At 67.9% G+C, this 26,006-nt stretch carries 21 protein-coding genes and 1 pseudogene; 11 read left to right on the forward strand and 11 right to left on the reverse strand.

The features are described 5' to 3' along the window. The first annotated feature begins 2 nt into the window (after window positions 1-2). Together OG207_RS07385 and OG207_RS07390 are read left to right on the forward strand one after the other, a co-directional pair. Entirely contained in the window at window positions 3-1,088 is a 1,086-nt protein-coding gene (locus OG207_RS07385; protein WP_329096982.1) for a MupA/Atu3671 family FMN-dependent luciferase-like monooxygenase, read from the forward strand. Window positions 1,089-1,162: 74 nt separating this feature from the next. Beyond that, on the forward strand, window positions 1,163-1,975 hold the full coding sequence (locus OG207_RS07390) for an SAM-dependent methyltransferase (protein WP_329096984.1): 813 nt from the start codon (window positions 1,163-1,165) through the stop codon (window positions 1,973-1,975). Between the two features lie 54 nt (window positions 1,976-2,029). Here the strand turns inward: OG207_RS07390 and OG207_RS07395 are convergent, their stop codons facing one another. Both OG207_RS07395 and OG207_RS07400 read right to left on the reverse strand, forming a co-directional pair. Then, window positions 2,030-2,815, reverse strand: a complete 786-nt coding sequence (locus tag OG207_RS07395; protein WP_329096986.1) for a thioesterase II family protein — start codon at window positions 2,813-2,815, stop codon at window positions 2,030-2,032. 8 nt (window positions 2,816-2,823) lie between these two features. Next, a complete protein-coding gene (locus OG207_RS07400) occupies window positions 2,824-3,522 on the reverse strand; it encodes a YczE/YyaS/YitT family protein (RefSeq protein ID WP_329096988.1) in 699 nt (232 codons plus the stop codon). A gap of 228 nt (window positions 3,523-3,750) precedes the next feature. Between OG207_RS07400 and OG207_RS07405 the strand changes: the two genes are divergently transcribed. Continuing rightward, window positions 3,751-4,425, forward strand: coding sequence for a 4'-phosphopantetheinyl transferase family protein (locus OG207_RS07405; RefSeq protein WP_329096990.1), 675 nt, complete (start codon window positions 3,751-3,753; stop codon window positions 4,423-4,425). A 1,948-nt stretch (window positions 4,426-6,373) separates the two neighbouring features. Further along, entirely contained in the window at window positions 6,374-7,471 is a 1,098-nt protein-coding gene (locus OG207_RS07410) for a hypothetical protein (RefSeq protein WP_329096992.1), read from the forward strand. Between the two features lie 500 nt (window positions 7,472-7,971). On the opposite strand, the pseudogene OG207_RS07415 reads toward OG207_RS07410, so the two are convergent. Then, window positions 7,972-8,666 (reverse strand): annotated as a pseudogene (locus OG207_RS07415) (transposase family protein); the annotation flags it as partial. A 264-nt stretch (window positions 8,667-8,930) separates the two neighbouring features. On the opposite strand from OG207_RS07415, the gene OG207_RS07420 reads away from it, so the two are divergent. Further along, window positions 8,931-9,296, forward strand: a complete 366-nt coding sequence (locus OG207_RS07420) for a hypothetical protein (protein WP_329096994.1) — start codon at window positions 8,931-8,933, stop codon at window positions 9,294-9,296. 396 nt (window positions 9,297-9,692) lie between these two features. Next, window positions 9,693-10,571, forward strand: coding sequence for a hypothetical protein (locus OG207_RS07425; RefSeq protein ID WP_329096996.1), 879 nt, complete (start codon window positions 9,693-9,695; stop codon window positions 10,569-10,571). Window positions 10,572-10,732: 161 nt separating this feature from the next. Here the strand turns inward: OG207_RS07425 and OG207_RS07430 are convergent, their stop codons facing one another. After that, window positions 10,733-11,212, reverse strand: coding sequence for a hypothetical protein (locus OG207_RS07430; protein ID WP_329096998.1), 480 nt, complete (start codon window positions 11,210-11,212; stop codon window positions 10,733-10,735). Window positions 11,213-11,514: 302 nt separating this feature from the next. On the opposite strand from OG207_RS07430, the gene OG207_RS07435 reads away from it, so the two are divergent. After that, window positions 11,515-12,684: a hypothetical protein gene (locus OG207_RS07435; protein WP_329096999.1), complete on the forward strand. Its 1,170-nt coding sequence runs from the start codon at window positions 11,515-11,517 to the stop codon at window positions 12,682-12,684. A gap of 74 nt (window positions 12,685-12,758) precedes the next feature. Beyond that, window positions 12,759-13,160: a hypothetical protein gene (locus tag OG207_RS07440; protein WP_329097000.1), complete on the forward strand. Its 402-nt coding sequence runs from the start codon at window positions 12,759-12,761 to the stop codon at window positions 13,158-13,160. Here OG207_RS07440 and OG207_RS07445 read toward each other — a convergent pair. The 4 genes from OG207_RS07445 to OG207_RS07460 are packed head-to-tail and all read right to left on the reverse strand — an operon-like array spanning window position 13,154 to window position 21,389. Then, window positions 13,154-17,656, reverse strand: coding sequence for a tetratricopeptide repeat protein (locus tag OG207_RS07445; protein ID WP_329097003.1), 4,503 nt, complete (start codon window positions 17,654-17,656; stop codon window positions 13,154-13,156). The genes OG207_RS07440 and OG207_RS07445 overlap by 7 nt on opposite strands. After that, a complete protein-coding gene (locus OG207_RS07450; RefSeq protein ID WP_329097005.1) occupies window positions 17,653-18,693 on the reverse strand; it encodes a hypothetical protein in 1,041 nt (346 codons plus the stop codon). Before OG207_RS07450 ends, OG207_RS07445 begins: the two co-directional genes overlap by 4 nt. A 6-nt stretch (window positions 18,694-18,699) precedes the next feature. Further along, window positions 18,700-19,704, reverse strand: coding sequence for a MoxR family ATPase (locus OG207_RS07455; protein ID WP_329097007.1), 1,005 nt, complete (start codon window positions 19,702-19,704; stop codon window positions 18,700-18,702). Continuing rightward, window positions 19,704-21,389: a toll/interleukin-1 receptor domain-containing protein gene (locus OG207_RS07460; protein ID WP_329097009.1), complete on the reverse strand. Its 1,686-nt coding sequence runs from the start codon at window positions 21,387-21,389 to the stop codon at window positions 19,704-19,706. The genes OG207_RS07455 and OG207_RS07460 overlap by 1 nt, the downstream gene beginning before the upstream one ends. Before the next feature lie 225 nt (window positions 21,390-21,614). Between OG207_RS07460 and OG207_RS07465 the strand changes: the two genes are divergently transcribed. Continuing rightward, window positions 21,615-22,058: a hypothetical protein gene (locus OG207_RS07465; RefSeq protein WP_329097011.1), complete on the forward strand. Its 444-nt coding sequence runs from the start codon at window positions 21,615-21,617 to the stop codon at window positions 22,056-22,058. Between the two features lie 4 nt (window positions 22,059-22,062). Then, on the forward strand, window positions 22,063-22,707 hold the full coding sequence (locus tag OG207_RS07470) for a hypothetical protein (protein ID WP_329097013.1): 645 nt from the start codon (window positions 22,063-22,065) through the stop codon (window positions 22,705-22,707). Between the two features lie 67 nt (window positions 22,708-22,774). Here the strand turns inward: OG207_RS07470 and OG207_RS07475 are convergent, their stop codons facing one another. The 3 genes from OG207_RS07475 to OG207_RS07485 all read right to left on the reverse strand — a co-directional run bounded on the left by OG207_RS07475 (window position 22,775) and on the right by OG207_RS07485 (window position 24,350). Beyond that, complete coding sequence (locus OG207_RS07475) at window positions 22,775-23,104, reverse strand: hypothetical protein (RefSeq protein WP_329097015.1); 330 nt, start codon at window positions 23,102-23,104, stop codon at window positions 22,775-22,777. Between the two features lie 192 nt (window positions 23,105-23,296). Then, a complete protein-coding gene (locus tag OG207_RS07480) occupies window positions 23,297-23,476 on the reverse strand; it encodes a hypothetical protein (protein ID WP_329097017.1) in 180 nt (59 codons plus the stop codon). Between the two features lie 532 nt (window positions 23,477-24,008). Then, entirely contained in the window at window positions 24,009-24,350 is a 342-nt protein-coding gene (locus OG207_RS07485; RefSeq protein WP_329097019.1) for a HopJ type III effector protein, read from the reverse strand. Between the two features lie 573 nt (window positions 24,351-24,923). On the opposite strand from OG207_RS07485, the gene OG207_RS07490 reads away from it, so the two are divergent. Next, window positions 24,924-25,463: an RICIN domain-containing protein gene (locus OG207_RS07490; RefSeq protein ID WP_329097020.1), complete on the forward strand. Its 540-nt coding sequence runs from the start codon at window positions 24,924-24,926 to the stop codon at window positions 25,461-25,463. The last annotated feature ends 543 nt before the right edge of the window (window positions 25,464-26,006 follow it).

The raw sequence follows: 26,006 nt of genomic DNA on the forward strand, positions 1-26,006 counted from the left end.
CCATGGATTTCAGCGTCTATTTCTTCTCCGCCAACGACCGGTACGACTTCGGCGAGCGCTACCGGTTCGTCCTCGACGTCGCCCGGTTCATGGACGAGCGGGGGTTCACCGCCATCTGGACCCCCGAGAGGCACTTCCAGGAGTTCGGGGGGAGCTTCCCCAACCCGGCCGTCCTGTCCGCCGCCCTGGCGGTGACGACCCGGAATCTGAGAATCCGAGCGGGCAGCGTGGTGCTCCCGCACCACCACCCGGTCCGGGTGGCCGAGGAGTGGTCGCTCGTCGACCAGCTCTCCGGGGGCCGGGCAGGGGTCTGTGTGGCCACCGGCTGGCACCAGGGCGACTTCGTCTTCTACCCCGAGCACTACGAGACCCGCCGGGAGCACACCCTCCGGCACATCTCCACCCTCCGCGCATTGTGGCGAGGGGAAACAGTCCCCTTCCCCGGCCCCGGCGGGCGGGAGCTGGAGGTCCGCACCTACCCGCGGCCCGCCCAGGCGGAACTGCCCCTGTGGCTGGTGCACACCTCGAACCCGCAGACCTGGGAGGACGCGGGCCGGCTGGGCCTCAACGTGCTGTCGCTGCTGACGAGCTGGGAGAAGCTCGGGGAGGACATCGCCCGCTACCGGGCGGCCCGCGAGGAGGCCGGCCACGACCCGCGGACCGGCATCGTGACCATCGGCATGCACACGTACGTCGGCGAGGACGAGAAGCGCGTCTGGGACACCGTACGCGGCCCGGTGAAGAACTACCTCGCGTCCTTCATGACCCAGCAGCGGGCCGATGACAAGGTGAACGGCTCCTCCCGCGGCACCGACCCGGCCGAACAGGACAGGCTCGCCGAGCTGATGGCCGAGGACTACTACCGGAGGCGCTCCCTGCTCGGGACGCCCGACAAGTGCGCGGCCACCGTGGAGCGGCTGCGCTCCACCGGCGTCGACGAGATCGCCTGCCTCGTCGACTTCGGCCTGCCGTTCGAGACCGTCCTGGCAGCGCTGCCCGCCCTTGACGCACTACGCCACCGCTTCGCCCCGCTGGAGGCCCATCCCGCCTCCCCAGGCCCCATGACCTGGTACTACGACCGGCACTGAGCACTGAACCGGCCGATCCGAAGAACCAGAGCACCATCCACCAGCCCATTCGGGCAGTAGGGAGAACACCGCACATGAACTCGACACCGCAGTCCAACGCCGAGGAAGTCGCCGCGCTCTACGACGAGTTCAGCGAGTTCCACGCCCGGATCTGCGACAGCAACCTGCACGTCGGATACTGGCCGGAAGGAGACGAGAACTCCTCCTTCCAGGAGGCGACCGCGCACCTGACAGACCTCATGGTGCGCCGGCTCGCCCCCAGAACCGGCCAGCGCATACTCGACATCGGCTGCGGAATCGGCCAGCCCGCCTTCCGCCTCGCCCAGGCGGCCGCCGCCGACGTCGTCGGCATCACCGTCAGCAAGCGCCAGATCGAGCGGGCCACCGCTCGCGCCGACGAACTCGGGCTCGCCGGGCGGGTCCGGTTCGAGCGCGCCGACGCGATGAAGCTCCCGTACGCCGACGGCTCGTACGACGCAGCGTGGCTCTTCGAATCCCTGATCCACATGCCCGACAAGGCACAGGCGCTCCGCGAGGCCGCCCGGGTGCTGCGCCCCGGCTCCCGCCTCGCCATCGCCGACATGTTCCGCGAGCCGGAGAAGGACTGGTCGGAAATCCACCCCCTCGTCACGGCCATCCGGCTCGACGAGTACGGACCGCTGCTCGAAGGGGCCGGCTTCACGGTCGTCGACATCGAGGACGTGACCCCGCACATCCTCGTGCCCGAGACGGTACGCGTCAGCCTGCGCGCCCAGATGCTGGAGCACCGCGACGAGTGGGTGCGGATCGCCGGTGAAGACGTGGTCAAGGCCATGCTCGACCCCGAGGTCAACACCTTCTACACACCCGGCCTCGGCTACGTGCTCATCACCGCGGAACGCCGCTGATCAAGCGATGAGGCCCCGTCAGCGGCGGCTGACGGGGCCTCGTTCTGTCCGAGCTCAGGGAACCAAGGTCCGCAGCAGTTCCGGGGCCAGCAGGGAGAGCAGGCGTTCCCGCTCCGGCTGGAGGAAGAAATGCCCGCCGGGCAGCAGGGCGACCGAGGAACCGGCGCCGGTCAGCTCCCCCCAGGCCGCCAGTCCCGCGCGGCTGGTCTCCCGGTCCTCCGAGCCGCCGAAGGCGAGCACCGGACAGGCGAGCGGTATGCCAGGCAGGTACTCGTACGTCTCCAGCATCGTCACGTCCGCCCGCAGGATCGGCAGGTAGACCGCTCGGAGCTGCCGGTCCTCACGGATCACCGGCGGGATCGCCCCGTACCGTGTGTCGAGGGCCTCCAGGAACTCCTCGTCCGGCAGCCGGTGCAACGGCGCACCAGCGCGGACCCGCGCCCGTGGGGCGTGGGAGGCGGAGACGGCGAGCAGCGAAGGATGCAGATCCCACTTGTCGCGAAGGGCGCGGGCCATCTCGTAGGCCAAGTAGGCACCCAGGCTGTGCCCGAACAGCGCGAACGGCTCGTCCCCGAGCAGGCCCGCCACGGCCTCGGCGGCCTCGGCGGCCAGCGTGCGCAGGTCGGTCGCGGGCGGTTCGCCCATGCGCGCGTCCCGGCCCGGAAGCCTGACCGCCCAAGGCTCGACCGCCTCGGGCAGCAGGTCGCCCCAGCCGTGGAAGACCGCGGCGCTCCCACCGGCGTACGGCAGGCACAGCAGCCGGATGCGGCCGGCCCGTCGGCGGACCGGCCGCAGCACCCACCTGTCGGCATTCTCGGCATTCTCGGCCACGAGATCCATGACAGCGCCTATCGGATCAGGGTCGGACGGAAGGCCGGACGCGGCCCCACGGGCTTCTCGAGGCCGTGGTTGGCCAGCGAGAACAACCGTGTGTTGAGCCGCATGCACGGCTGGATCAGCGTGTCGACGCACACCAGGAAGCACACGGTGCCCACGCCCACCGGTCCCCCGAGGAGGTACCCGGCACCGAGCAGCAACAGCTCCAGGCTCCCCTTGGCAACCCAGAACGGCCAGCGCCACCGGTGGGTCATGGTGATGGCGACCAGGTCCATGGCGCGGATACCCACACCGCTCATGATGATCAGGGCCGAGCCGTACGTACACAGCAGCGCTCCCGTCAGCATGAGGACCGTGCGGGGCACGGGCAGATACCCGGCCGCGTCCACGGCGCGCAGCACGTCGATCACACTGCCGCAGAGGAAGAAGGTGATGAACGGGGAGAGGACCGGGGGCCGCCGGTTCCACACGGCCCAGACGGCGATGCAGACTGCGGCAACGAGTGCCTGGGCGATCCCGATGGTGAGCCGCAGGTGTCCCAGGAGACCCAGGGCGAACACGTCCAGTGGATCGGTGCCGAGGTCCGATCGGATGAAGCAGGCCGCACCCGCGGAGAAGATCAGGCAGCCACCCAGGTAGACCAGGTAGCGGGTGCGCGACGACGCCATGTGGGTGCGGAAGCTGGACCAGGTGAGGCGGGGGCGGGGCATGAGTCTGTGCTACTCCCTTCGGATCGCCGCGCATCCGGTCACAGCGCCGCGGCAGCAGCGGTCTCGGGCGCGGGCGCGTGTCGGTCACGAGCCTGGCCGACACTGGGCGCCGAGACCCCGGTGAAACCCCCAGCACGCACCCCAGAGCCGGGGCCGGACGCACGCGCGCCGCCTCACCGCCCGCGTAGCGTGGGCGGTCAGCCGCAGTCCGTCGAGAGAGGCAGTCACGTGATCGAGCGGATCGTGCCGGCCGGGGTCGTCGTCGAGGCCGTCTACGGTGACGAGGTCTGGGCGCCGGAGACCGCGCTCTTCCCCGAGGAGGCGGAGGCCGTCGCCGAGGCGACTCCTGGACGTCAGCGTGAATTCGCCACCACACGCCTGTGCGCGCGGCGGGGCATGGCCCGCCTGGGACATGAGCCGGCTCCGCTGACGCGCAGCCGCCGAGGCGCGCCGGGATGGCCGCCCGGTCTGGTCGGCAGCCTCACCCACTGCGCCGGATATCGCGCGGCCGCCGTGGCCCGTACGCAGGACGTCGGCGCGCTCGGGATCGACGCGGAGCCGAACGTGCCCCTTCCCGAGGGCCTCCTCGCTTCGATCGCCACACCGGCAGAACGCCTCTGGGTACGCTCACTGACCGCCCAGCGCCCCGAAGTGTGCTGGGACCGGCTTCTGTTCAGCATCAAGGAAAGCACCTTCAAGACGTGGTACCCGCTGACCGGCCGCGAACTGGAGTTCCGGGAGGCAGAAGTGGCACTCGATCTCACGGCCGGCACATGCCAGGCCCGGCCGCTGGTACCGGCACCCGTCATCGGCAACCTGCCCACGGACTGCTTCCGCGGCCGATGGATGGTCCGGTACGGGCTCATCACGACCGCCATGCATGTTCCTCGAACCGCCTGGTGATCCGGTTCGTAGATCTGGGCGCCGCATCAACAGATGGGGCCGACGAACAGCTGAAGTGCGAACTCGATGGGTATGAGGACCTGCCTTCCCCAAACGCGAACATGCCCACACCGCCCGGGGCCGCTGCCAGTCGGTCCCCGTTCGGCCGAAAAGGGCGCTCAGAGCTGCGGAAGCTTGCGACCCTGCCCGGTGCACCACCGACCAAGCCACAGGGAGAGCCCGTGCAACATCACGTCAGACCAAGATCCGGACCAGCCCCGGACCAACACACCGCCGAGTGCGGGCAACCGCTTGCGTTCTCGCTGGTCAGAATGGGTACAGCCCCTGTACCACAGCAGACGAAGAACCTGCTGCGACAAGGAGAGGAGCATCTGTCCGCTCAGAGTGGCTTCTATCGCTCGGGCTCAAAGATGCGGGCGGTCTTTCTGATACTTCCGGGCATGGGATGCCTGCACATGCGCGACGGACCTCCTTGATGGACTTGCGGCCAACGCACGCAGCCACATCGCTACGGAAACCTCGGCGCCCAGCCCATTCCAAGGGGAGAAGCAGCTGTACATCCCCGGGCGCTTAAGCCGGAGCAAGGTCTTTGAACAGCTCCATCGCTGCATTCACGGCAGCTCCCCTGGTCTTCCCCGCATTCTGGTCTCAGTTTCGCTGGCTTGTGCTCGTTCGAGTGGAGCTTGTTCACGCACTTGGTACGCTCCGTGCGCGACCACACCGATCATGGCGGCTGCGACCTCGTTGCAGCACGAGACCGGCAACCAACCTTGCGGCTGTCCATGGCGGAAATCTCGCCGCCTCCGATATTGGATGACGACGGATTCCGGGGTGCGCTCCGGGTCCCCACCCTCGACTGGCCGCCGGGTATGGCTCCTTGTCGTAGGCTGACCGCAGGAATAGAGGTATGATGCTCTCCGCATGAGGAGCCCGCATCCCTGCACCGCATGACCCTGCGTGACGCGGCCCTCCTCTCAGCCCTGTGCCCCCCCCAGAGCATCCCGGAGCCGGCACCTGTACGCGCGGGCAGCGCATGGGCCTGGACCAGTCACGGGGCCTTGATGAACGGGCCTGTTCCACGGGCGAGCCGGCTTGCCGTGCGGGGCCTTGCAGTGCGGACCAGGCGGCCATCGGACCAGCCCCGTAGTCACGCCCCGCTTCGGCATCGCCGGGACACGGTCTGGTCCGATGCTGAGCGTTTGCTGACCGGAGGCCCACCGGTACCGCCGTGACCTGCGGAAACGTCCAGATGTCAGATGTAGGACTTGAACATGGTACGAAGCAATGTGAGCTCCTAGAGGACGGCTCCCTGCCAGCTTTATGCAGGTCAAGGGCGTTCTGCACTCTACACCGGGAGGCGTCCGATCGGAGATCCTAAGGAAAATCGATTGCCTCTGGCGAGAAGGCTCCTGACCTGCACTTCCGTGGGCACCGGGCTGACGTGACGCTGCCGACCAGGCGTCGTATCAGACAGCCACTTCGGAATGTGGGGGCCGATGCTGACTAAATGCTGACTTTCTTGACGGCACGTCACGCAGATTGGGAGGGTTCAGGCCGACTCGCTTCCCCGAGGGCGCCTCAGACTTGTCCACCGTGATCAAGCGACTGGTCATCGCAAGGCAGGTCGCCCCTCTGCATCCGGGCCAGTTGCCCTACTGCCATGACGCAGCTCCACCAGCCCTTCGCTCGTCGCAGACGATACTGACTCAGTCGTCCCGGCCTCGAACTGGACCCGGCTCAGCCCCGCGAGCCCGCGCAGCGCCTGCCGGGCCGGACCGGCGCTTGCTGCCATGGCGCCGTCGATAGAGTCCGATCATGACGTACATAGTGACCCTCACCTCGGCCTAGATGGCCGAGAACGAATCCGACTGGCTCGTCACGGAACGCTTTACGAAAGGGCTTCCCAGGGCTCGACACATCAGACAACGGCACCCGGTTAGCGTTTCTGGTGTGCGACAACCGCACTTATCCCACGGGCAACAGTCGCAGGGAGCTCTCCGAACACGGCCGCTTCATCACCTGGGTCGGATCGGTTCAGCGCTTCAACACCGTGGGGCCTGTCGACAGCAGCATCACCATCGAGCCCATGCGCAGATGTCCGCGGCCGGTGCCTCTGGACGGTCCCGACGGGATCTTGGCCTCCTTTTCCTCGACGCATCGATCCCATGTGGAGCAGGCCCTCTCCGGAAGCGCGGGACACTGCGGCATGACAACCTGGCAGGCTCTCCAGGAAGCGCTCCTAAGGAAACATCCCGAGTTGGCCCAGTACATCGAGTGGCTTCTCGCCAATCTCAACCCGATCCGCTTCGACGTCGAAGACGCGGCGGACCGTGCGTGGCAGGAACAGAGAGACGCGGCTCAGTCCCTCACGCGGGTAACCGATTTCCCTCACTCCGCACTGTCGGCCTGGGGACGCCCCGCCTCACGGGACGCGCCGTACCTCGCGGGCCTCATCCCAGACCCTGTGGAGAACAGCCTCATCGACCACGACGTACGCGCCGGGCTGGGCAGCGAGGCTCTGCTTTTCGACGACTGGCGACGCCTCAGTGACGTGCGATGTGACATTCACGTCCTGGAAGACTCCACCGGACGCCGCCTCGAGGGCGTCAACGTCAATGCCACTCCGGTCGAGAGCCGACTAGGCACGGACATGATCTACTACCACCACCCCAGCCACAGCTTCGTCCTCGTCCAGTACAAACGACTAAGTCCCCGGACCAAGGAATACCGGGTGAACAAGCAACTCCTGGACCAGATGGACCGCTTGGACCGTGTTGCAAAGATCAGCTCCAAGCCTGCACGCTCCCACGAGTGGCGCCCCTCCCAGGACTCATGCTTCCTGAAGTTCGCACACTGGCGGGACTCGGCAGCCCCTACCTCCGAGCTGGCCCACGGCATGTACATTCCCGTCTCGTACGCCCGCATTCTCCTCAAAGACGACTGCACGCTCGGAAGTCAGGGTGGGCGCATCTTCAGCTACGAAAGGGTGGGCCGCTACCTCGTCGGCTCAGAGTTCGCGGATTTGGTGAAGCTCGGCTTGGTCTGAACTGTGCAAACCAGCGTCGAGCAGTTGCGGGACTTCGGGCTGCAGCGTGCCCGTGAGGGGTACAGCGTCGTGTTGGGGTTCGAAACGAGCGAGGAGACGCCCCGCGCACGGGCGACACGGGCCCGCAGCCGCAGCACGAAGAAGAGACCGAAGGTGAACTCATACGTCCCACCGGCCTCACAGCCACCCTTGTTCGACATTCCGGGTTCTTGATCCACGGCGTTCAACAGCGGCCGCTCACCCTCCCGTTCCGCGAGGGTGGCCGCATGAGGCACCCTCCTCCTGGACATGCCTGGATCACGATCTGAAGGAACGACGTCACCACACGGCACCGGCTCATGCGGTGACATTTTGCACTGCGAGCTGCCGGCAGTGTGCACCTCACGTCGGTCAATGTGCCCCCTGGGAGGCAGCAACACCTCTATCCTCCGTTCACGCGATAGGGGTGTGCACGCCGCAGCTGCCGTCCACGCTCCGGGGCCTTGCCCGGCTCGTCCGCCCATCCGGCTGCGGCGAGCCGCCAGCAGCGAGCATGACTTCAGCCGTGCTTTGCCGCGTTCATCCGGTGCCCGTGCCGCGGCCAGGGCCCGGTTAACGGTGCGTTGGGTGAGGGCGAGTTCACCGCCGGGTGGGCGTTTGAGGCCGGTGGTGGCCCAGGGGCTGGCGCCCTGGTAGGCGCGGTCGGCGAGGATCGGACCTCCGAGGCGTTCGCAGATCCGGATAATCTTGTGGGTGCGGGCCGCGGTCAGGTCGTGGTGCGGCTCGGCAGCGCGGGCGAAATCCATAGCACCTCGCCGGCGGGATCGGTGACGACCTGGACGTTCACGCCGTGCCCGCGGTGCTTGGCCGAGTAGCCGGCCCGACTGTCGCCGACGCGGTCGCACTCGGCGAGGGTCCCGTCCGGCAGGACGAACTCCGGGTCGTGCTCGCGCAGCGTCTTGAACAGGCCCGGCGCGCGGTCGGCGAGCAGACTGGTCACTGCGGTGACGTAGGCGTGGGCGGTGCCGACGGATATCCCGAAGCCGGCCGCGATCCGGGGGAGGGTGTCGTGGCGGCGTAGGTACACCAGAGGGACGAGCGCCCGCTGGTGGGGCCGGAGTTTGCACCGTCGGCCACCCTCGCGGGTGACGATGAGCATCGTGACCCACTCGACCAGCCCGTGTGGGAGGTCGAGTGCGGCAGGATAGGGAACCAACAGGGCTCCTGTGCCGGTGGGTTGAGACTTCGAAAACCTCCCTCAACGGCACGGGGGCCTCGTGCGTTGCGGCCCTCACCTCGATCTTACCGCCGTCACCCATCAGTGGCCACGCTGAAAACGCTCACTGCCGCATTTTGCTTGTTTGGCAGTCCTGCGGAGTGGGGTAGACCACTTTTATTGGCTCCGACTAAGCTTTTCCTTTCGACGGCTGGTTCGTCGACAAGCGCCGGGAAGGGCGGTCACGGGCCAGGTGCGACCACGGTGGAGGGCAGCTTGCGGGAAGTTTTTGATCACTTGCTAGGCTTGTCGGAGCGCGATCTTGATCTGCTGATCGCTGAACATCTCTTGGAACATGACCTGGGAAGCCGAGATGATGACGACGAGGAGCGGGTCTTCATCGCACGCAGGTGGTTCGCGTCAATACGCGGGAGGCTGCGCAGCGTTATCTGCGGACATGAGGAGATCCAACGAGCCGCTGAAAACCCGGGGGAGAACGACCAGTTTCTGGTCGCAGCGATCGTGGATGCATTGCTAGCCGCGAGCTTCAAGATTGATATTCCGGTAACTGTCCTTTCCGTGAAAATTGCCCATATGGGCATCCGTAAAATCTGCAGCGCCGACAGCTAAGAGACGGACTACCGCGTGCTGGCAGATGATTTCATCGAATTATACGGGGGGGCCGTCACGCGCGATGACTTTCCTCCTTCACTAAGAGAAAGAATGGCCGAGCTATGTGAATGTGTGCTCAACAAGCATCGCGCATACCTGGCCTTCCTCGACCATAGGGTGGGACTTCGCACACGAGTGGAGATCGTGAATTCTCCGTTCTTCACTTGTCGCGCCAAGGAGTTACGCGAGCGTGAGTACGTACTGGTGATCCCCGTCGGAGTGGTGTGCCGTCTTTACGTGCTGGCTCACCTATTGCTCCGATATTGGGGACGCTCTCACGTGTACATGCCAGTGTGGGCGAACGGTGACTGGCGGCTTCCTCCAGCTCTGGAGCCTCTCTTCGGTAGGGTTCGGATGGACGGCCAGGTATCGTGGTGGACGGATTTGGAGGGCCTGTACGCGCAGGTCCGATCACCGGATTTCGAGTACGACGCGGAGTGCTTGGCCATGCTTGCACTCACTTTCCTCGTTGGCCATGAATCGGCACATGTCTACCGTCGCCACGCGAAGGCACTAGAATTCTTGAGGTCCCGAGGAGAGGTTCGCGGCGAGGTTGAAGAGCGGACTTATCGCCGCTTCGCCGAAACCGATGTCGATCTGATAGGCACTCTCTGGGCGTTGGATTTCCAGTGGCTCGGCTTCCAAGGCGCATCCGAGCAGGTTGTGCCACAGTTGGGATACTTGCGGATGTCGTATGCGGTCACCATGCTTTACGCCTTGCACGACGCGCACCGTAAGGAGATCAAAGCCTACTCCAATGGCGCATACTGCCACCCCGTTATCAGGCGTCAGATGTTCAGCATGGCTAGCCATGACTGGGCGCAGACAAATCCTGAGAATTTTCCAGGATGGCACGAGGTAGAGTTGGAGGGCTGGAATCAATGCAGCTCTGCAATCCACCAACTCAACTTTAGCGTCTTCATGGGTGATTTCGGGAAGCAGCCGGAGGGGACTTCAGGCTATCCCGTTTCGGCTCTGCAATACAACGTGACTGAAGGCCGAATGTGGCAGAGGGCTTACGAAGCAGAGCTCGTACTGTATCGCGCTGTCAGAAAAGTCTACTTGGACCAGGAAGATTTCCTGGTCCCCTTGATACCTCCGATGGCTGATTCCGAACGCGTCGACAAAAGCATGGTCGCTCGTGCCATGGCCTGGGACGATTCCATCCCGCGTACCGCGATGACCATGCTCAAGCGGCACGTACAGCGCCGGGATTCGAACAGGCCGAGGTGAGAAGATGTGGCCTGTGCGGGGCTGCGCGGACCGCCTCCGGGTCAACACCCTTTCACCCCCACCACGGGCTGGAAACGAGGGTTACTCCTCGTCGGTCAAGGCCTTGGCGAACGCGCGTTCGGAGTCGAGCGAACGTAAGAGGGGGCCGTGGAGCCTGCGGGTCACCGCGCCTGGCGCATCGCGCAAAACTCGGCCAGGGTGAGGGCGGCTTTGGTGATGACGTGCGGTTGGGGCTGATGCGGGATCTGCGGCAGATCGTCACGGTGCATGCCTTGCAAGCACGGGGAACCGGCGGCTGGCTGAACGGCGCGCTGGACACCCCCGACAACCACCTTGATCAACCCGTCGACGACCAGAACATCTACCCGGGAATCCAGCGGCCTCATGAGGGCGACGACCCGCCAGCGCCCGAGCCGGGGTTCCACCTCCAGCCCGAGCACTTTCCGTGGTTTCGGCGGGTCCTCGCCCGAACCGCGGCCGGCCGGCCTGACGGCCTTCGCCGGAGATGGCACAGCCACCGCGCAGTAGCTGACCAAGAGGCAGGGACAACGCCACTTCACCAGCCTGATCCACGCCGCCACCGACAGCGTCCAGGACGCATACGTACATCTCCACGGCGTGACTTCGTCGGCACCGATCACGTCTTCCGTCTCAACTCCCCAAACCTTTCAGGACTCATGCTGACCGTGAATCTGGAGGAAGTCCGCCTGGTACCGGTGGGCGAGGGACACCAGCCGCAGCCGACCGGTGCACTGCGCGTCCTTCAGTAGATGAGGGTGTCCCGCGCGCCGGGATCTCGATCGGACGTGCGGACGGCCCCGGCCGCACCAGTCGCAGATCCCGCACCCGGCACCGCCCGGCCCCTCCGAGATGACGTGCGCCGGAGGCGCAGTTCAACTCACGGGGCGCCGTGACCGCCGGTCAAACCCGGGATTGACCAGAGATGATCTTGATCGTCGGGATAAAATCACGCATGGTCTTGGCGCAGCGCGAACGTCCACTGATAGCAGTCGTCGGCAGCGTGGACGGAACACGCGCCTTCAATCCTCCGCTGCGCGCGGTCGGCCAGGCTCGTGCTGCCTGCAGAGAGCTTGGGCGCGAACTGGCTCGGGCGGGATGTGACATCGCAGTCTTCTCCAGTAAACCCACCTACATCGAACATGATGTGGTGCACGGCTACGCCGAAGGGACCGACACTCAGAACCCCGGCAGGGTGGCGGCGTATCCACCGCGCCACCGAGAGATCGCCTTCGCCCTGCCCGAGGGCAGTTCGGTCGCCTTGGACACCTACCGGGACACGAGTGGCGAGTGGGAAGTCTCCTACTACCGGACGCTGTTGAACTGCGACGGGGTTCTTCTGGTGGGCGGCGGGCAGGCCACCCGGGTGGCCGGCATCGTCGCGATGGCGCAAGGCATTCCGGTCCTGCCGGTTGCCGCCTTCGGAGGCGGCGCCGGACAGGTGTGGGTCAACCTCGACAAGGTGCGCAATCATGCGGACGACGAGGACATCGCTCTGCTCGGTCAGGACTGGTCCACGGACAGTGCGGCGCGGCTGACTGCCAGTCTGATGCGGCAGCGAACCCGACGCGCGGAGGCGGCTCGAATCCAGGAGCGCGCTGACCGGTCGTCGGCACGTCGGACCGGCGGCGGGCTGACGGTCGCCGTCCTGTGTGCAGTCACAGCCCTCGCGGCCCTCGTCCTCGCCGACGGACCGGGCCGTGCCGATGCACGCGCTTTGGCGGCCCTGACCGCGGCTCCGCTGCTCGCATCGGTGGCCGGGGCGATAATCCGCAACTCCTTCGAGACGGAGACCGGCTGGGTACGGGCGGGGATCAGGGGCTTGGGGGCGGGCCTGGTGACCGTCCTGCTTTACTTCGCCTCTCAACTCCTGGCGGTACCGGCCCTCTTCGACCAGCTGGACGTACGCAGGCTGCTCTTCTTCGCGATCCCGCTGGGATTCAGCGCGGGCTTCACCTTCGATCTCGTGTACGAGCGGCTGCGTGCGGGGGCGATTGCGACACCGCCGCAAATGCCGGAGCTCACGGCGCCGGGCGCCGCCGGTCCGCCGACCGCTCCGGGCACACCTCCCCACTCACCTCCGGGCACGCCCTAGGGGTGGCTTGCCGCCCGGTACGGTGTACCGCAGAGGCCACGACGGAGTCGAGGCAGGAGGGAGGTCGTAGGGAGATGGAGCCGATCCTCATCCAGCCGGCCCTGCTGATCCGCATTGCCGCCGACACGTCGCGGAACTCACTCTGGCGATGGTTGCAGCGGCTTGTCCGACGTCCGACCACCGGTGAATCCGCAGAGCCTGAACTGGCCGCCTTCGAGGAGTCACCGGCCGATCCACGACTGGCGCGGGAGCTGATCGGGGCACTGGTCCGACGGGCCGCCCAGGAACCCGAGTTCGGCGCCGACCTGGAGAGGTGGGGCGAGGTGGCAGAGGACGAGGGCGGCCGGGTCGGCAGCGTGACCAACACGATCTCGGGCGGGACGTTCCAGGGATCGGTGATCCAGGGCCGGGACTTCCACGGGGTGAACATCTTCAATGCCTCACCTGCGGCGGGCCCGAGCAACGGGGATCAGTAGGTCGGCAAAGGCGGTCCGGGCTGCCGGGCAAGCCGGGCCAACCGGGCCGCCTCACGGAGGATCTGCTCCGACTCCGAGCGGCGACCCGCACGACGCAGCGCGCTGCCAAGGTTGTAGAGGGCCTGGCATCGACCGCTGATGTCGCCCAGCTCGGCGAAGGCCTCCGCGCTCGCGCGCAGCTGACGCAGCGCCTCCTCGACGCTGCCCACGAACTCCAGCGCGAGGCCCAGATTGCCGACCGTGTGTGCCCAGGCCCCGCGGTCGCCGAGCTCCTGCAGCAGTTCGGCTGCGGTCCTCAGCGCCGCCACGGCACCCTCGTATTCCCGCTCCTCCACGAGCGCGCTGCCCAGGTTGTTGAACCCCTGTGCCTGGCCCCGCCGGTCACCGACCGCAGCGTACTCCACGAGGTTCGCCCGGAAGGTCGCCGCGGCGAGTCCCGGCTGTCCGCCCTCCCATTGCGCCAGTCCCAGGTTGTCTCGAGTTCGCAGCAGGCCGGCGGTGTCGTCCGCCTCCCGGGACAGGGCGATCGCCTCCGACAACCGATCAACGGCCTCGGCATGACGCCCGAGCCGGCGCAGCGCGTTGCCCGCATTGTTGAGCGCCTGCGCCTCACTGGAACGATCGCCCAGCTCTCGGTAGATGCGCCGAGACCGCAGCAGATGGTCCAGGGCCTCCTCGAACCGGCCCGCCTCGAAGAGCGCGAGGCCGAGGTTGTTCAGTGCCTGCGCCTCACTGCGCCGGTCCCCGAGTTCTGCGTGGATGCGGCTGGCCAGGAGCAGGGCGTCAACGGCGTCCGGCACGTGGTCGGCCTCCAAGAAGGCCGCCCCCAGGTTGTTGAGCGCCTGTGCCTCGCCGTGCCGGTCGCCCAGCTCGGCGAAGAGCGTGACGGCTTCGGTCAGACACTCGACTGCCTCCACTGTGCGGTGCACCTGCCGCAGCACGTTGCCGAGGTTGTTGCGCACCTGGGCCTGGCCGTGGCGTGCTCCGGCCTGTGCGTAAAGGTCCACGGCACGCTCCAGCACCGCAATGGCATCGGCCGGCCGGCCGACGGACCGCAGTGCACCGGCAAGGTTGGCGAGCTGTCGGGCCGCCTCCCGGGGCCGGTCCGCCAACGGCATCAGGCCGAGCGCCTGCTCGAAGGAGTCGAGGGCCTCGGTGGCCCGTCCGGCCCGCAGCAGCGCCGTACCGAGGTTGTCGAGAACCTCCGCGCGCTCCGGGTCGTACCCCAAAACGGTGTAGCGCTCGACGGCCGACGCCAGCACGGCGGTCGCTTCCTCGGTCCGGCCGGCCTCCAGGAGGGCAGCTCCAAGGTTGTTGAGCGCGAGGGCGTCCGCCGGTGCATCTCCCAGTTCGCGGTAGACGTCATGAGCCCGTTCGAAGCACGCGACGGCTTCGTCGAACCGTCTCAGATGGGTAAGCGCCGCCCCCTGGTTGGTAAGTGCCGTCGCCAGCAGGGCCTCGTCGGACCGCGCTTCGGCGGCCTCGAACACCCGGTCGTTGATACGGAGCAGATCCCCGAAGAACCTTTCCTCGGTGAGGAAATCGACCAGTGCGAGGGCCAGGTCGACGGCGGTGTCCACCGAGCCGCTGTCGATCACCGCCAGCAGGTTGAGGCGCTCCTCCGCCAGCCATTGCACGGCGCTCTCCCGGTCCGGGAAGCGCCGGTTTCCCTTGCGTAGCGCGGCCTGCGCGGCCCGCGTGCGTGAGAGGTAGGAGGCAGTGAGCCGAGAGGTCGCGGCGGCCTGCTCCATCGGCATCCCTTCGGCGGCGCGCTCTCTGGCATACAGCCTGATCAGGTCGTGCATGCGCCAGCGTTCCCCTGCCGCATACTCCAGCAAGTGGGCGTCGGCCAGCGCCGCCAGCAACCGCCGGGCCTCGCCCGAAGGAACGTCGAGCAGGCGGGCCGCCGACGGTGTGGCGACGTCGGATCCCGGGGCGATCGCCAGGTACTGGAGCGCCCGCGCCTCGGGCGCCGCAAGACGCAGGTAGGACAGCTCCAGTGCGGCGCGTACCGACCGGTCACCACCGTCGTGGACTTCGAGGCTCCTGAGCCGGTCCCGGGAATCTGCCAGTTCCACCGCCACCTCGGTGAGCCCGACAGCGGGATGCCCGGCCAGCCGGGCGGCCAACAGGGTCAGCGCGAGCGGGAGGAAACCACAGAGCTCGGCAAGCCGAAGCGCCTCGGCGGGTTGGTCCCGTACCCGGTGGTCCGGTCCGCTCTGCTGCAGCGCCGCGTCCAGCATGGCCACGGCCGCCTCCGGAGCGGGCAGCACCAGATCGAAGAGCTCCGCCGTACCCGCGGCGCTGCGTGAACGCGTGGTGACGAGGACTCCGACACCCGGCACGCCGGGAAGCAGCGGCTGGACCTGGCTCCACGAAGTCGCGTCGTCCAGCACGATGAGGATGGGCAGGCCGGCGTCGGCCAGGTCGGCCAGAAGCACCCGGTACAGCTCGGCCTGTCCCGCGGCCTCGACCGGGATCTCCGCCGGTGGGGCACCGAGGGTGCGCAGCAGCAGGTTCATCACCCGCTCCGGGGAGTACAGGTCCTGTCCGGCGGTGTTCCCGTTCAGGCTGGCGAAGACGACTCCGCCCGGATAGAGCCCGCTATCCCTGGCATGGTGCGCCACCCTCAGGGCTAGTGCCGTCTTGCCCACACCAGGCAGACCCGTCACCGCGACCACGGGCGCCTGCCGCCGGCTGACGGCCGGGGCGAGGGCGGTCAGCAGCGCTTCGGTCTCGGCGTTCCGCCCGGTGAACAGGCCGGGGCTCGGCAGCGGGGCGGCGAGCGGGCCACGCTTGCGTGCGGTCAGCCAGAGCGGCTCCCGCCGTTCGGCCGACGAGCGGTCCAAACCCGCGAGGTACTGGGCGATCCGGCCGTGCCGGTGACGCCGCAGGGCCTCGGAGATCCGCGGATCGGTCGGTGGCAACCGCTCTGCCAGGGTGTTCAGCTCACCTTCGGTGAACACGGCCGGCAATCGTACGGTGATCGCACGGGCGAGCAGGCTCCGGGCCTGGTGGCCCAGGCCGACGGGGTCCGTCCCGGCAGTAGCCAGCAGCAGCACGTCCCCCGTGGCCGGGTCCCCGAGGAGCTCGGTGAGGGACCGGGCCAGCTCGTCGCCGGACTCCCCCGCCAGCCGAGTGTCGAGGTCGTCCAACCACAGGACGGCGGGCGAGGCCAGCGGGTCCTCACGCAGCATGGCCGCGAGGTCCCCCGCCGAGATTCCCCGGGGCGGGCAGAGCACCCATCGCGCGAACAGCCTGTCGGTCATCCCTTCCCACAGAGTGCGGGTGCGACCGCTCACGGGCGCGCCGGTGAGCAGGACGAATCGGTCGCCTTCCCGCGAGAGGGCCGTGGTCATGGCCGTGGCCAGTTCCTCATCCGCCCGCCGGGAAAGGTACGGCGGAAGCGCGGACAAACTGCGGGTGCCGTGCTCTGCCGGGGTGGCGGCGGCCGGCAACGGCCGCACGCCGTACTGGATGGCGCGGAAGTCGGTCAGCTGAGACACCCGCGCCCGGGTCAGGCGGCCCGCCGCGGCATAGGCCTCCGGAAGCCCGTACTCCCACCCAGCGGAATCGTGTGGCGCGCCGAGTGAGTAGACGACGCCCGCCTCGGTGCGCAGAAATACGGGCACCTTCCGGACCGACACCGATACCGTCGCTCCCCGGCGCAGCGTGATCCGTGCTGCTCCCTCCCACCAGATGGGGTTCTCCGACACGTCGAGCACCAGGGTGGGGCCGTCGGGCACCTTGATGGCGGTGGCGGGCCAGGCGGCATCCCCCACCGTGATGTGGCTGCCATCGTGGCGGACCGCCAGTACGAACGTCTCGGCCTCAGGCGATCGGCCGCGGTCCGGCGGCGCCATGGCGCGGCTCCCCGCACCCCTGCCCGTACCCGGGCCAGCGCCGACGTCGAGGATCCGGGCCAGTCGGGTGGTGTTGTGGCTGCTCCGCACCCGTTCGGGCAGCCGCCGCCCCGCCCCCGTGAACCAGCGGCGCAGTCCCTCGTGTCGGGCCGGATTCTCCATCGCGGCGCGCAGGACGGGTTCCATCAGTTCGTCCACGGTGTGTCCGACGAGGTCCCCGAGCCCGGCATCGGCGAGCACGGCTGCCCAGGTGACGCGCTCCTCGAGGGCCAGAACGGGGGATAGGCCCCGATGCACCGCCGCGACCAGATCGCCGATCTGTCGCAGTGGATCCTCCGGCCCGCCCCGGGACAGCTTCGCGCTGAGCCGTTCGCGGAGCGGTGTCAGCAGGGTGGGCAGCAGCGCCATGTAAGCGCCGCTGTTGCGAACCGACCACGGCCCGTACCAGACGTCGGATTCCGAGGCCACGTCCAGTGTCGGCTCCGTCCGTACCCGGACGATGCGCAGGAGTTCCGGTTCGATCCGGACCGCGGTGCTCAGCGCCACGGCCAGCCTCAGGGCCTGCGGCGGGAGGTCCTCCGGCTCCGGTGCGCGGGCGGGCAGGCCCGGCAGTCGAGGGCTGCCCGCCGTCATGACACCCTCGATTCTGCCTGCACGGTGGTGGTGGAACGGTCCCAGCTCAGAACAGGCATGAGCGAGGCGAGCCGACCCGGTAAGCGATCCGGAGGCAATGGAACCAACGCCGCAGGGAGGCAACCGCTGCGCCGCAGGAGGGCGGTGAGATCCTGCCACTCCTGCCACAGCGTGGGCGGGGGCTCGGTCCCGGGCAGGTGACAGCCGAAGCTACTCAGAACCAGGACCCGGGTACCGGCGGCCGGCGGCCGGTACGGCCGCCAAGTCCAGCCGGCCCCCGAGCCGGCGTGGTGAAGTGGTGACTCGGCGAAGTAGAGGACGTCGGTGGCATGCCTCCCGACGATCGCCGTGATGCGGTTGACCAATTCCGCCTGATCGCGTGCAAAGAGCTCCATGCCGGGGCCGAGATCGACCAGCACCTGGGTCCCGAAGCGCAGGGTCCGCACGGGCAGTCGGGGAAGTTCCTCCAGCGGGCGGCCGGTGGCGATCTCTTCAAGCAGCCGGTGGGTATCGACCGCCCCCTCGGGCACGGTCCGCGACAGCACGGTCTGCAAGGTGGCCGTCTCGGAGTTGGGGGGCAGCAACGGGTGGTGCGGCAGCTCGGCTTCCGCCGGACCCTCGACCCGTTCCGCGAGCGCCGGAAACCTCCACGCGGGCGAGCTGCCAGCGGCCTCGCTCAGCGGAGTGAGCATGGTCAGGTGTACGGGTTGGTCGGCGGCCGGCAGGGCCGCGAGGTCCGCCCGGGCGTGCGGGGCTGGACCGGCTGCCAGCTGCCAGGCCGGCTGTGGAGGGGGCCCTGGCATGGCACCCCGGTCCCCCGTCGAGTCCGGTGTGGGTGCCTCGTGTTGCTGCTGTGCTGGCTTCGGCTCCGATGCCAGGCCCCGTAGCCCGAGCAAAGCGGCGATGCGCGGCACGCGTTCGCGGTCGCCCGGATCCACGCCGAACCCCGCCAGCGCGCGGGCCAGGTCGCCGACCCAGATCTCGGAGTGCGCGCCCGCGACTGGCACCCGTGTTCCGGCTGCTCCGCCGTCACTCACGCGGGGTCACTCCTTCAGCTGCTGCGGTTTGACCAGGGTGAGACCCCGCAGGGCTTGCCACCGCTCGTCGCCCACCGTGATGCCCAGGGACTGGCAGGCCCAAAGGGCATCCAGGTATTCCGCCGTACTGGGGCGTCGCACTCCATCCCGCGAGGCCGCCTGTCGTACCTCCTGCAGTTCCTCGGCCAGGGCTGCGGCGAGCGCCAGATCGGCCGCGGTCACCTCCGGCAGCCGGGCCGTCAGATGCCGGTGGGCGATCCGGACCAGCTCCTCTACGTCCTCCGGGGGCTGCAGCCGGGCGATGACGCAACGGCGGAGGAACGCCTGGGGCAGCTCCCTCTCCTCGTTGGTGGTGATGACGATCAGGTGCCGGGAGAACGGCGCGTCGGAAGATTCTCGGGCGGGTTCCACCCACACCTCGGTCCCCGTCTCGGCGACCACGAACCCGTTCGAGGCCAGGGGTACGAGAAGACCGTTCGGCACATCGGGGTCGGCCTTGTCGATCTCGTCGATCAATACGACGGCATGATCCGGGGAACGTCCTTCGTCGGCCCCGAGCGTCCGGCGAGGTCCCCCCGGCCGAGGGTGGCCCGGGCCGGTGCGGGACCGATCGGACCGGCTGACGAACCGCGCGGCCGACCGGGGAGCAAACGCCCACCACAACGGTCCCGGCTGGACGTACATGTCTTCGCTGTGCTGGGGTGCCCGACCGCGCCCGGGACGACGGTCTGCCTGGGCGTCCGCAAGTCGTCGCACGGCATCAAAGGTCCACAGCAGGTCTCGCGCCCGGGTCTGGGAGGTCACCACGTGCTCGTAGTAGCGCCAGCCGCGCTCCCTGGCGACCCACGGTGCGAGGGAAGACTTGCCCGAACCCGGCTCGCCCCGCAGTAGCAGCGGGCGGCCGGTCGCCAGTGCCACCTTGACCGCCAGCGAAAGGTCGGAAGGCATGACGTAGATCAGCCCGTCACGGCGGTCCGGCATGTCGGTGGAATCGGCTGCCTGCGGGAACATCAAATCACCTCGGACGACGAGAGGATGCCGGAACCCTGGACGACCGCGTCCAGACGCTTCATGAGCCGGTAGGCGGCCGTCTCGGCCTCCATGGTGATCGGTGGAACGACGACGACCGTGTCCGAGAGTCCATCCAGCCCGCTCAAACCGTCGCACCCGTCTCCGGACCCGGGTTCGATGCCACCAGTCAGCACGACCACCACGAGCCAGGGGAAGTCTCGTCGAAGAGAGGCGGCCACCACGGATACGTCGTTGGGGGTGTGGTCGGCAGCACTCAGCACCAGATAGTTGAGCGTCCCGTCATTCGGCCGGACGGTCCGGGAGTCTAGCGGCATCCGTGGCGGGACGCGGAAGATCTGGCGCAGCGCGGCTCGGCAGGAGGCCTCGAGCTCCTCCGCCGACGAGGAGTCGTCCTCGGGCAAGCCGCGTTCCAACGCTCCGAGGCTGTACGTGTCGGGGGCATTGGACAGGGCACGACGGACGTACTGTTCTGCGGTCCACTCCTGGAAGGCGTTGAACACGAGCACAGGGGAGCATGCGCCGGAATCCGCCGACTTGGTGGCTGCCCCGTCGGGCAGGAAGCATCGGGCGGCTTCCTGGTCGACCCAGCTCGGCATGACCTCCGCGGACAGCTGCCGCAGCTGGTCCGCCCCGAGCGCGGGCTTCAGCCATTCCACCGCTGACGGGAGCTTTTCGGAGACACCGCCGCTCAACATGCGATGCGAAAGGTAGAGTTCGGCGCCGATCCGGGCTTTGACATGCACCAACTCGTCCTCGCAGAGACCCAGTCGACGGGCGGCGTCGACCAGGCTGTCAGGGCTGCGGCGCCGGGCGGACTCCAGATATCGGGCAACACGTCTGGCCCAGTCGCGAGCGCCCTGATCCCCCGCCCTCGAGCCCAGGGGCGAGAATTCCGCCATGATGCGATCGGCAACGTCGAGAGCACTCGCCTGCGAGGACAGCGTGTCGCCCCAGGGAGGTTGTTTGGCGGCCTGGAGCGACAACAAGGCGTCGAAACCCTGCCTGCGGGCCTCGGCCGTGGTCACGTCACCGACCAGCCCCGGGAGGACGGCGGCGAGTCCGCCGACCTTGAAGCGGCCGACCAAGACCTCGGCCTCGCGCCTCACCCACCGGGGAGCTGCCACGGTTTCCGGTCCGAGCAGAACGATCGCCGCATCGCACTGGTACATCTCGCGGTACAGCACATCGTGCCATTCGTCGCCTGCCCGCAGCTTCTCCGCGTCCACGAATACCTCGTAGCCGCTCGCGACCAGGCGCGGCACGATGTTGTCCAGTACGGCCCGCACACACGCGTCCTTGCCCGCCCCGTGGCTGATGAAGATCCGTGGGGTCATATCGCCCCGGCCGGAGCGCCGTACAGTGTCGGACCGGCTCTTCCTCTGAGAGTCACACAACCGATTGTGCTGCAGGCACCGCATGGCGGGGGCCAGATCCCGAGAAACGGCAGGCCACTGGCGGCCTCTGCACCATCGGCCTACCGCAGCCAGTGCTCCCCGCGTGCGACAACCACGGCTCCACTCGGCGGAACGCCAGAACGGTGGGGTGGCACGGCGAGCCCCGTGACACCTCACCGTCCGCCGAAAGGTATGCCCGAAGCGCCCGTACCAGGGGGCACGTAGGGCTTGAGATACACCTCGCGGGCGAGGGCCGTCTGCCGTGCCCATAGCCGGTCCGATCGGTGACGGGTTCACCGTCGGGCAAGGAGCGAGCCGAGCGCAAGGTCTCCTCAAGGGAGAGGCAGCTGACGCGGCTCGGCGCACCGGTCCCGTACGGTCCGCGACTGGCTGGCCGATCACGCCGACAGGAGGGGCCGTATGACGAATAGCCGAATGGAGTGAAAACCGCGTAAGTAACTTACCGGCCTTTTCGGCACGTGCAACGGTCACGGCATGAGGAACATCGCGACACTCATGACACCCATCGCCGTAGCGACGTTACTCCTCGCGGGCTTCGCCACGCCCGCCCACGCGGGCCCTTACTGGGAGAAGACCATCAAGTGCAATGCGACCGATCCGGACGGCCGGAAGATCCCCACGCGCGTCGGCAACGGCGAACTGGGTTGGAACCACTTCACCGGTGCACACAACATCAGAAGGTGCGCGCTGGTCAACATCCCGCTCCAAGGCAACGTCGACAGGTTGGACGGTGCCAACATCCAGTACTGGGGGTGGGCCTCCAACCGGGCGCACGGACGCGTGAAGCTCATCGTCAAGGTGCGGTACGCGCGCAAGACGGTGGACAAGAGGTACGACGCGGGGCCCGGGAACGTGATCGGTGTGATCACCGCGTACTGCAACGGTATGCCGAAGTGCCCGAACTGGGTGAATGAGTGATTCGGTGAGCGAAGACGAGCACGAGATCGAAGACCTTCAGGTAGAAGTGGCCGGCCTTCTGCTGGACTACGTCTACGCACCTCTGCTGGAGGACCAGCACGTACGGGGAGTCCTGCCCGCTCCGTCCGGGGCCCCGGCCGTTCGGGTCGCCCTCGGCGACCGGGGCGAATGCGATCCCGCCCGCCTGACGGCGTACGAGATCCCCCTCGGTTCCGGTGAGGAATTGCGCACCGCGCACGACGTCGTCGCCCTGCTCCGTGCGGTACACACCGGAACACACGTCTACCCCTCGGACAGGGTCACGTCCGTCATGGGAATGGACCTCTACCTCGTCGACCCGGCCCAGGTGAAGGAAGCGCCCTTCACCACGGACGACTGGGCTGCCACCCTCCTGCGATGTCTGGCCCGTCCGTCCGAGGAACGGCCCTCAGCAAGGCTGCGCGGATTCCTGTTCCGGGAAGGAGGTCTTCTGCGCCTCTACATGGACAGCGACGAGGCATCCGGCGTGATCGCCGCCGATGTCCAGCCGGGCGGTGCACTGACCGCCCTCCTCGCCGCACTTCCCTCATTGCTCGGCGAGGAGTGGCGGACAACTGATGGCGCGGACGACCCGCACTGCCGGTACCTGGTGGATCTCACCCACTGGTGATCAGTTCGCTCCGTGATGCCGGCTCGCCCAACGGCGGAACGTCTGTCACCACCGTGACGAACAGACCTCACGGCGCGGTGAACCAGCAGATGTCACCGGAGTCGGGCAACCGGGAATGCGCGTCGACCTCCGCCGCGATTCGCGCCAGAGCCCCGGCCCCGTCCGAATTCCATGGCAGGAAGGGGTCCTGTGCCGACTCCGTCAGGTCTCCCGGTCGCGTCCCGGCGTCGTACAGATCGGCGACGATCCGCAGGAGCAGTCCCATCTGTTCCTCGAACGTGGCGCCCCGTCCGAGCAAGCTCCCCACGGCTCCGCTGACGACCGAGAAACCGAGCCAGTCGTCGTGTGCGTACTGACTGAGATATTCCAGCTCTCGGCGGTACGCCTCTTCACTCACCAAGGTTCAGGTCCCGTGCTGTGGGATGCGGAATCGTTTCATGTCCGGGCCTCCCACGTCGTTTTAGTGCATGCTCGCTCCGCCGGACTTGCTGAACGGACGATAGGTCACGGTCGATCCTCCTGCCGTGGCTGCCGACGGCGGTCCCGCGTGCGGAATCATGCCGGACCTGGTCATCGGGGTCGAGGCACTTCAGTCCCAGCGGGCGTGAGCCGCGCAGCTCTTGGCGAGGCCATCGTGCAGGCCTCGGCCGGGGACTCGCCCGGCCGTCACACCCGGGCTCAGGCCCAGGCGCTGAAGGACGTGGTCGTCGCCCCGGGATCCGGCGAGCCGGCCGAACTTGCCCTGGACCCCGCACTGCGTCTCCCTCACGGCGGGCTGGCTCCAGAACGTGAAGGACGCCTCCGAGGAGGAGCGCTTCGACCGGCTGCGCACACAGGGTGGCATGACAGCTGCTCTCCGGGCGCGTGGCTGCGCGTTCTTCGGCAGATGGGGGTGTGCCGCGCGCGGGGCCCGATCGGACATGCCGGGCGGCCCCGGCCGCACTTGTCGCAGATCTCGTACCCGGCACCGCCCGGCCCGTCCGAAATGACGACCGTCTCGCCTCGGGCGCCCGCGGTCCACGTCGTGGTGTGTCCGGAGGTGAAGACGGTGGTCCCCTGGTGGGCGTCTCGTAGGGTGCGAACGCGACCGTGGTCTGGGATGCCTCGGCGGGCCCGTCGGTACGGCGGGCAAGCACCACTCCGCCGAGGGCACGGCTTCGACGCCTTCTGCCGGAAAGGCGATGAGACGGTGCCGGGTACGCCAGCTCGCGCCGTGGACGAGGAGCTCGTCGTACGCGCTCGCCGTGGCGGGCGGGCGCCGGGACCGCTGGACCCGCTCCGCTGTCGGTGCCCGTCGTTGTTCAGCTCTTGCGGGTCAACGGTTGCCCGGCGAAGCGCACCCCTGCCAGGCCATGGGCCATGAGGTTGCGGATGTTGCTGTGATCAGTGTCGTTCGGCGTTGCCAGCACGCTGCGGTAGTGCTCGCCGAACGCCAGCAGCGTTTCCTGGTCGCTCAGTCCTTCCAGCAGGGCCAGTGCCAGCGTTTTGCAGGAGCCCTCGTTCTCACCTGAGGCGTTTTCCAGTCCGCCGTTGCGGAACGCCTGCGGCTGGTATTCGTAATGCGCGGTGATGAAGGTCAGGGTGGCGGCGAACTGGTGCTCGCCTGACGCGAGGCTTGCCCGTAGCGAGTTCAGATCAGTCATGTCGGTTCCCTTGTGTTGGACAGACGATCTGAGTGCCGTCCGTGACCGGGGGGACCATACCCCCTTGAGGCCAGCCGGTAGCAATCGGGCCACATGTCGGAACGAGCAGCGTTTCCGCAGGTCACGAGGTTCGGAATGTGCGTACGTGGAAGCCGTGGCCGTGGCGGCGTCGGCCGCGTACTACGGCGACATCACCCACGCCGCGACGCCGTCCTCGGTCTGCCGCGGGTTGGCGAACGGCAAGCAACTGTCTTGCAGGCATGGCCGTCTCGTCCTGTCCTGGCCTATGGAAACTGGGACTTACCGGAAGCACACCACCCTGTAGGGTGATCATTAAGGACGGGACCGCACGTGCACGTTGACCATGGTGACACCGCGCATCCTTTTCTCGGCTTACGACCTCAGACCAGCTCTGGAACCTGTGGACCTCACGGCATGGCACCGATTCCAACGGGCTGACGGCTCGTTCGGTACCCGTCCCGGGCTTCGACGCTGGCGGTGGACCTCGGTCGCCTGCTCAACGCGTCGCGCGAACCTCGTGCGTTGACGCAACCTACTTGCTCTGGGGGACTTGTGACGATTCTTAAGGCTGCTCTGTCAGCCGCCACGGTGGCCGTACTCACTGCCGGGCTGGCCGTATCGTCCGCATCCACTGCTTCCGCCGCCTCAACCGAGTACGACGTCGTCAACCGGGGCAGCGGCAAGTGCCTCGCCGTTGACTGGGCGGCTGAGTACCACGTTCTCGGTATCCAGTGGGGCTGCAACGGCAACCCGGACCAGAGGTGGACCACGGAGGCCAAGGGCAACAGTGTCTGGGGCACTTTCTACGAGATCAAGAACGGTGACGGCCAGTGCCTCGGCACCATGGGGGGCGGCACCAGCAACGGCACGGACATCGTTGCGTGGGACTGCAACGGAGCCAACGACCAGAGGTGGTTCGTCGACCCCGTCGTGAACTCGCCGGAGTACCGGACGATTCGCAATCTGGCGGCCAGGTTCGCCGGTTCCAACAAGTGCCTCGGCATCTACAAGGAGGCCACCCATGACGGCGCGTCGGCCACGCTGTGGGACTGCAACAGCCGCTGGGATCAGCAGTGGCAGCTTCAGCCTTAACTAGGCCCCCGCTGGGGCCGTCCCTCTAGAGGGCCGGCCCCGAGTACGTCCCGGTCGCGGTTCAGGCCGCCGCCCACCACCCTCTTCGCCGCTCCGAGCGCATCGTCGCCGGGCCCGCCGGAGAGCCACGCGTTCGGGTCTGAGCTCGGGACAGGCTTCGGGTCGGCGGCGAGCGCCGGAACAATCGCGCCGCAGGGGCTGATCGTTCGGCCGCCCGGTACGGCACGGTTCTCGGGCACGGTGAACCTTCCGCAGCGGCCCCCTCCCGTTCGGGGATCGGCCCCGCCGTCCTGGGACAGGGGCCCGGCTCGTAGCGGGCGTCGGCCACGGTGCGGGAGGCGGGCGACCGTGCGCCGCTCGCTCCAGGTATCCGCACCGGGCGGTGGCCAGCGCTTCGATCGGCTGGGGCGTCCTGGGGCAAGGACCCGGTACGAAGCGTGATGCGACGGCCGTGCTGAATCCGGTGCCGGTAGCGATGGCGGTGGCGGTGGGCTTGGGCGTTCCGCTGGGCCGCGACCGCCGGCGTCGGGCTCAGTGCTGCCA

The sequence above is a fragment of the Streptomyces sp. NBC_01439 genome (assembly GCF_036227605.1).
In the GTDB taxonomy this organism is placed as follows: Bacteria; Actinomycetota; Actinomycetes; order Streptomycetales; family Streptomycetaceae; genus Streptomyces.

What these genes read in the sequence shown, in the direction of transcription:
- OG207_RS07385 (WP_329096982.1), top strand. Translation starts at nt 3, where the DNA reads ATGGATTTCAGCGTCTATTTCTTCTCCGCCAACGACCGGTACGACTTC.
- OG207_RS07390 (WP_329096984.1), top strand. Translation starts at nt 1,163, where the DNA reads ATGAACTCGACACCGCAGTCCAACGCCGAGGAAGTCGCCGCGCTCTAC.
- OG207_RS07395 (WP_329096986.1), bottom strand. Translation starts at nt 2,815, where the DNA reads ATGGATCTCGTGGCCGAGAATGCCGAGAATGCCGACAGGTGGGTGCTG.
- OG207_RS07400 (WP_329096988.1), bottom strand. Translation starts at nt 3,522, where the DNA reads ATGCCCCGCCCCCGCCTCACCTGGTCCAGCTTCCGCACCCACATGGCG.
- OG207_RS07425 (WP_329096996.1), top strand. Translation starts at nt 9,693, where the DNA reads ATGGACGGCCAGGTATCGTGGTGGACGGATTTGGAGGGCCTGTACGCG.
- OG207_RS07435 (WP_329096999.1), top strand. Translation starts at nt 11,515, where the DNA reads ATGATCTTGATCGTCGGGATAAAATCACGCATGGTCTTGGCGCAGCGC.
- OG207_RS07440 (WP_329097000.1), top strand. Translation starts at nt 12,759, where the DNA reads ATGGAGCCGATCCTCATCCAGCCGGCCCTGCTGATCCGCATTGCCGCC.
- OG207_RS07445 (WP_329097003.1), bottom strand. Translation starts at nt 17,656, where the DNA reads ATGACGGCGGGCAGCCCTCGACTGCCGGGCCTGCCCGCCCGCGCACCG.
- OG207_RS07455 (WP_329097007.1), bottom strand. Translation starts at nt 19,704, where the DNA reads ATGTTCCCGCAGGCAGCCGATTCCACCGACATGCCGGACCGCCGTGAC.
- OG207_RS07460 (WP_329097009.1), bottom strand. Translation starts at nt 21,389, where the DNA reads ATGGGCACGGCAGACGGCCCTCGCCCGCGAGGTGTATCTCAAGCCCTA.
- OG207_RS07465 (WP_329097011.1), top strand. Translation starts at nt 21,615, where the DNA reads ATGAGGAACATCGCGACACTCATGACACCCATCGCCGTAGCGACGTTA.
- OG207_RS07485 (WP_329097019.1), bottom strand. Translation starts at nt 24,350, where the DNA reads ATGACTGATCTGAACTCGCTACGGGCAAGCCTCGCGTCAGGCGAGCAC.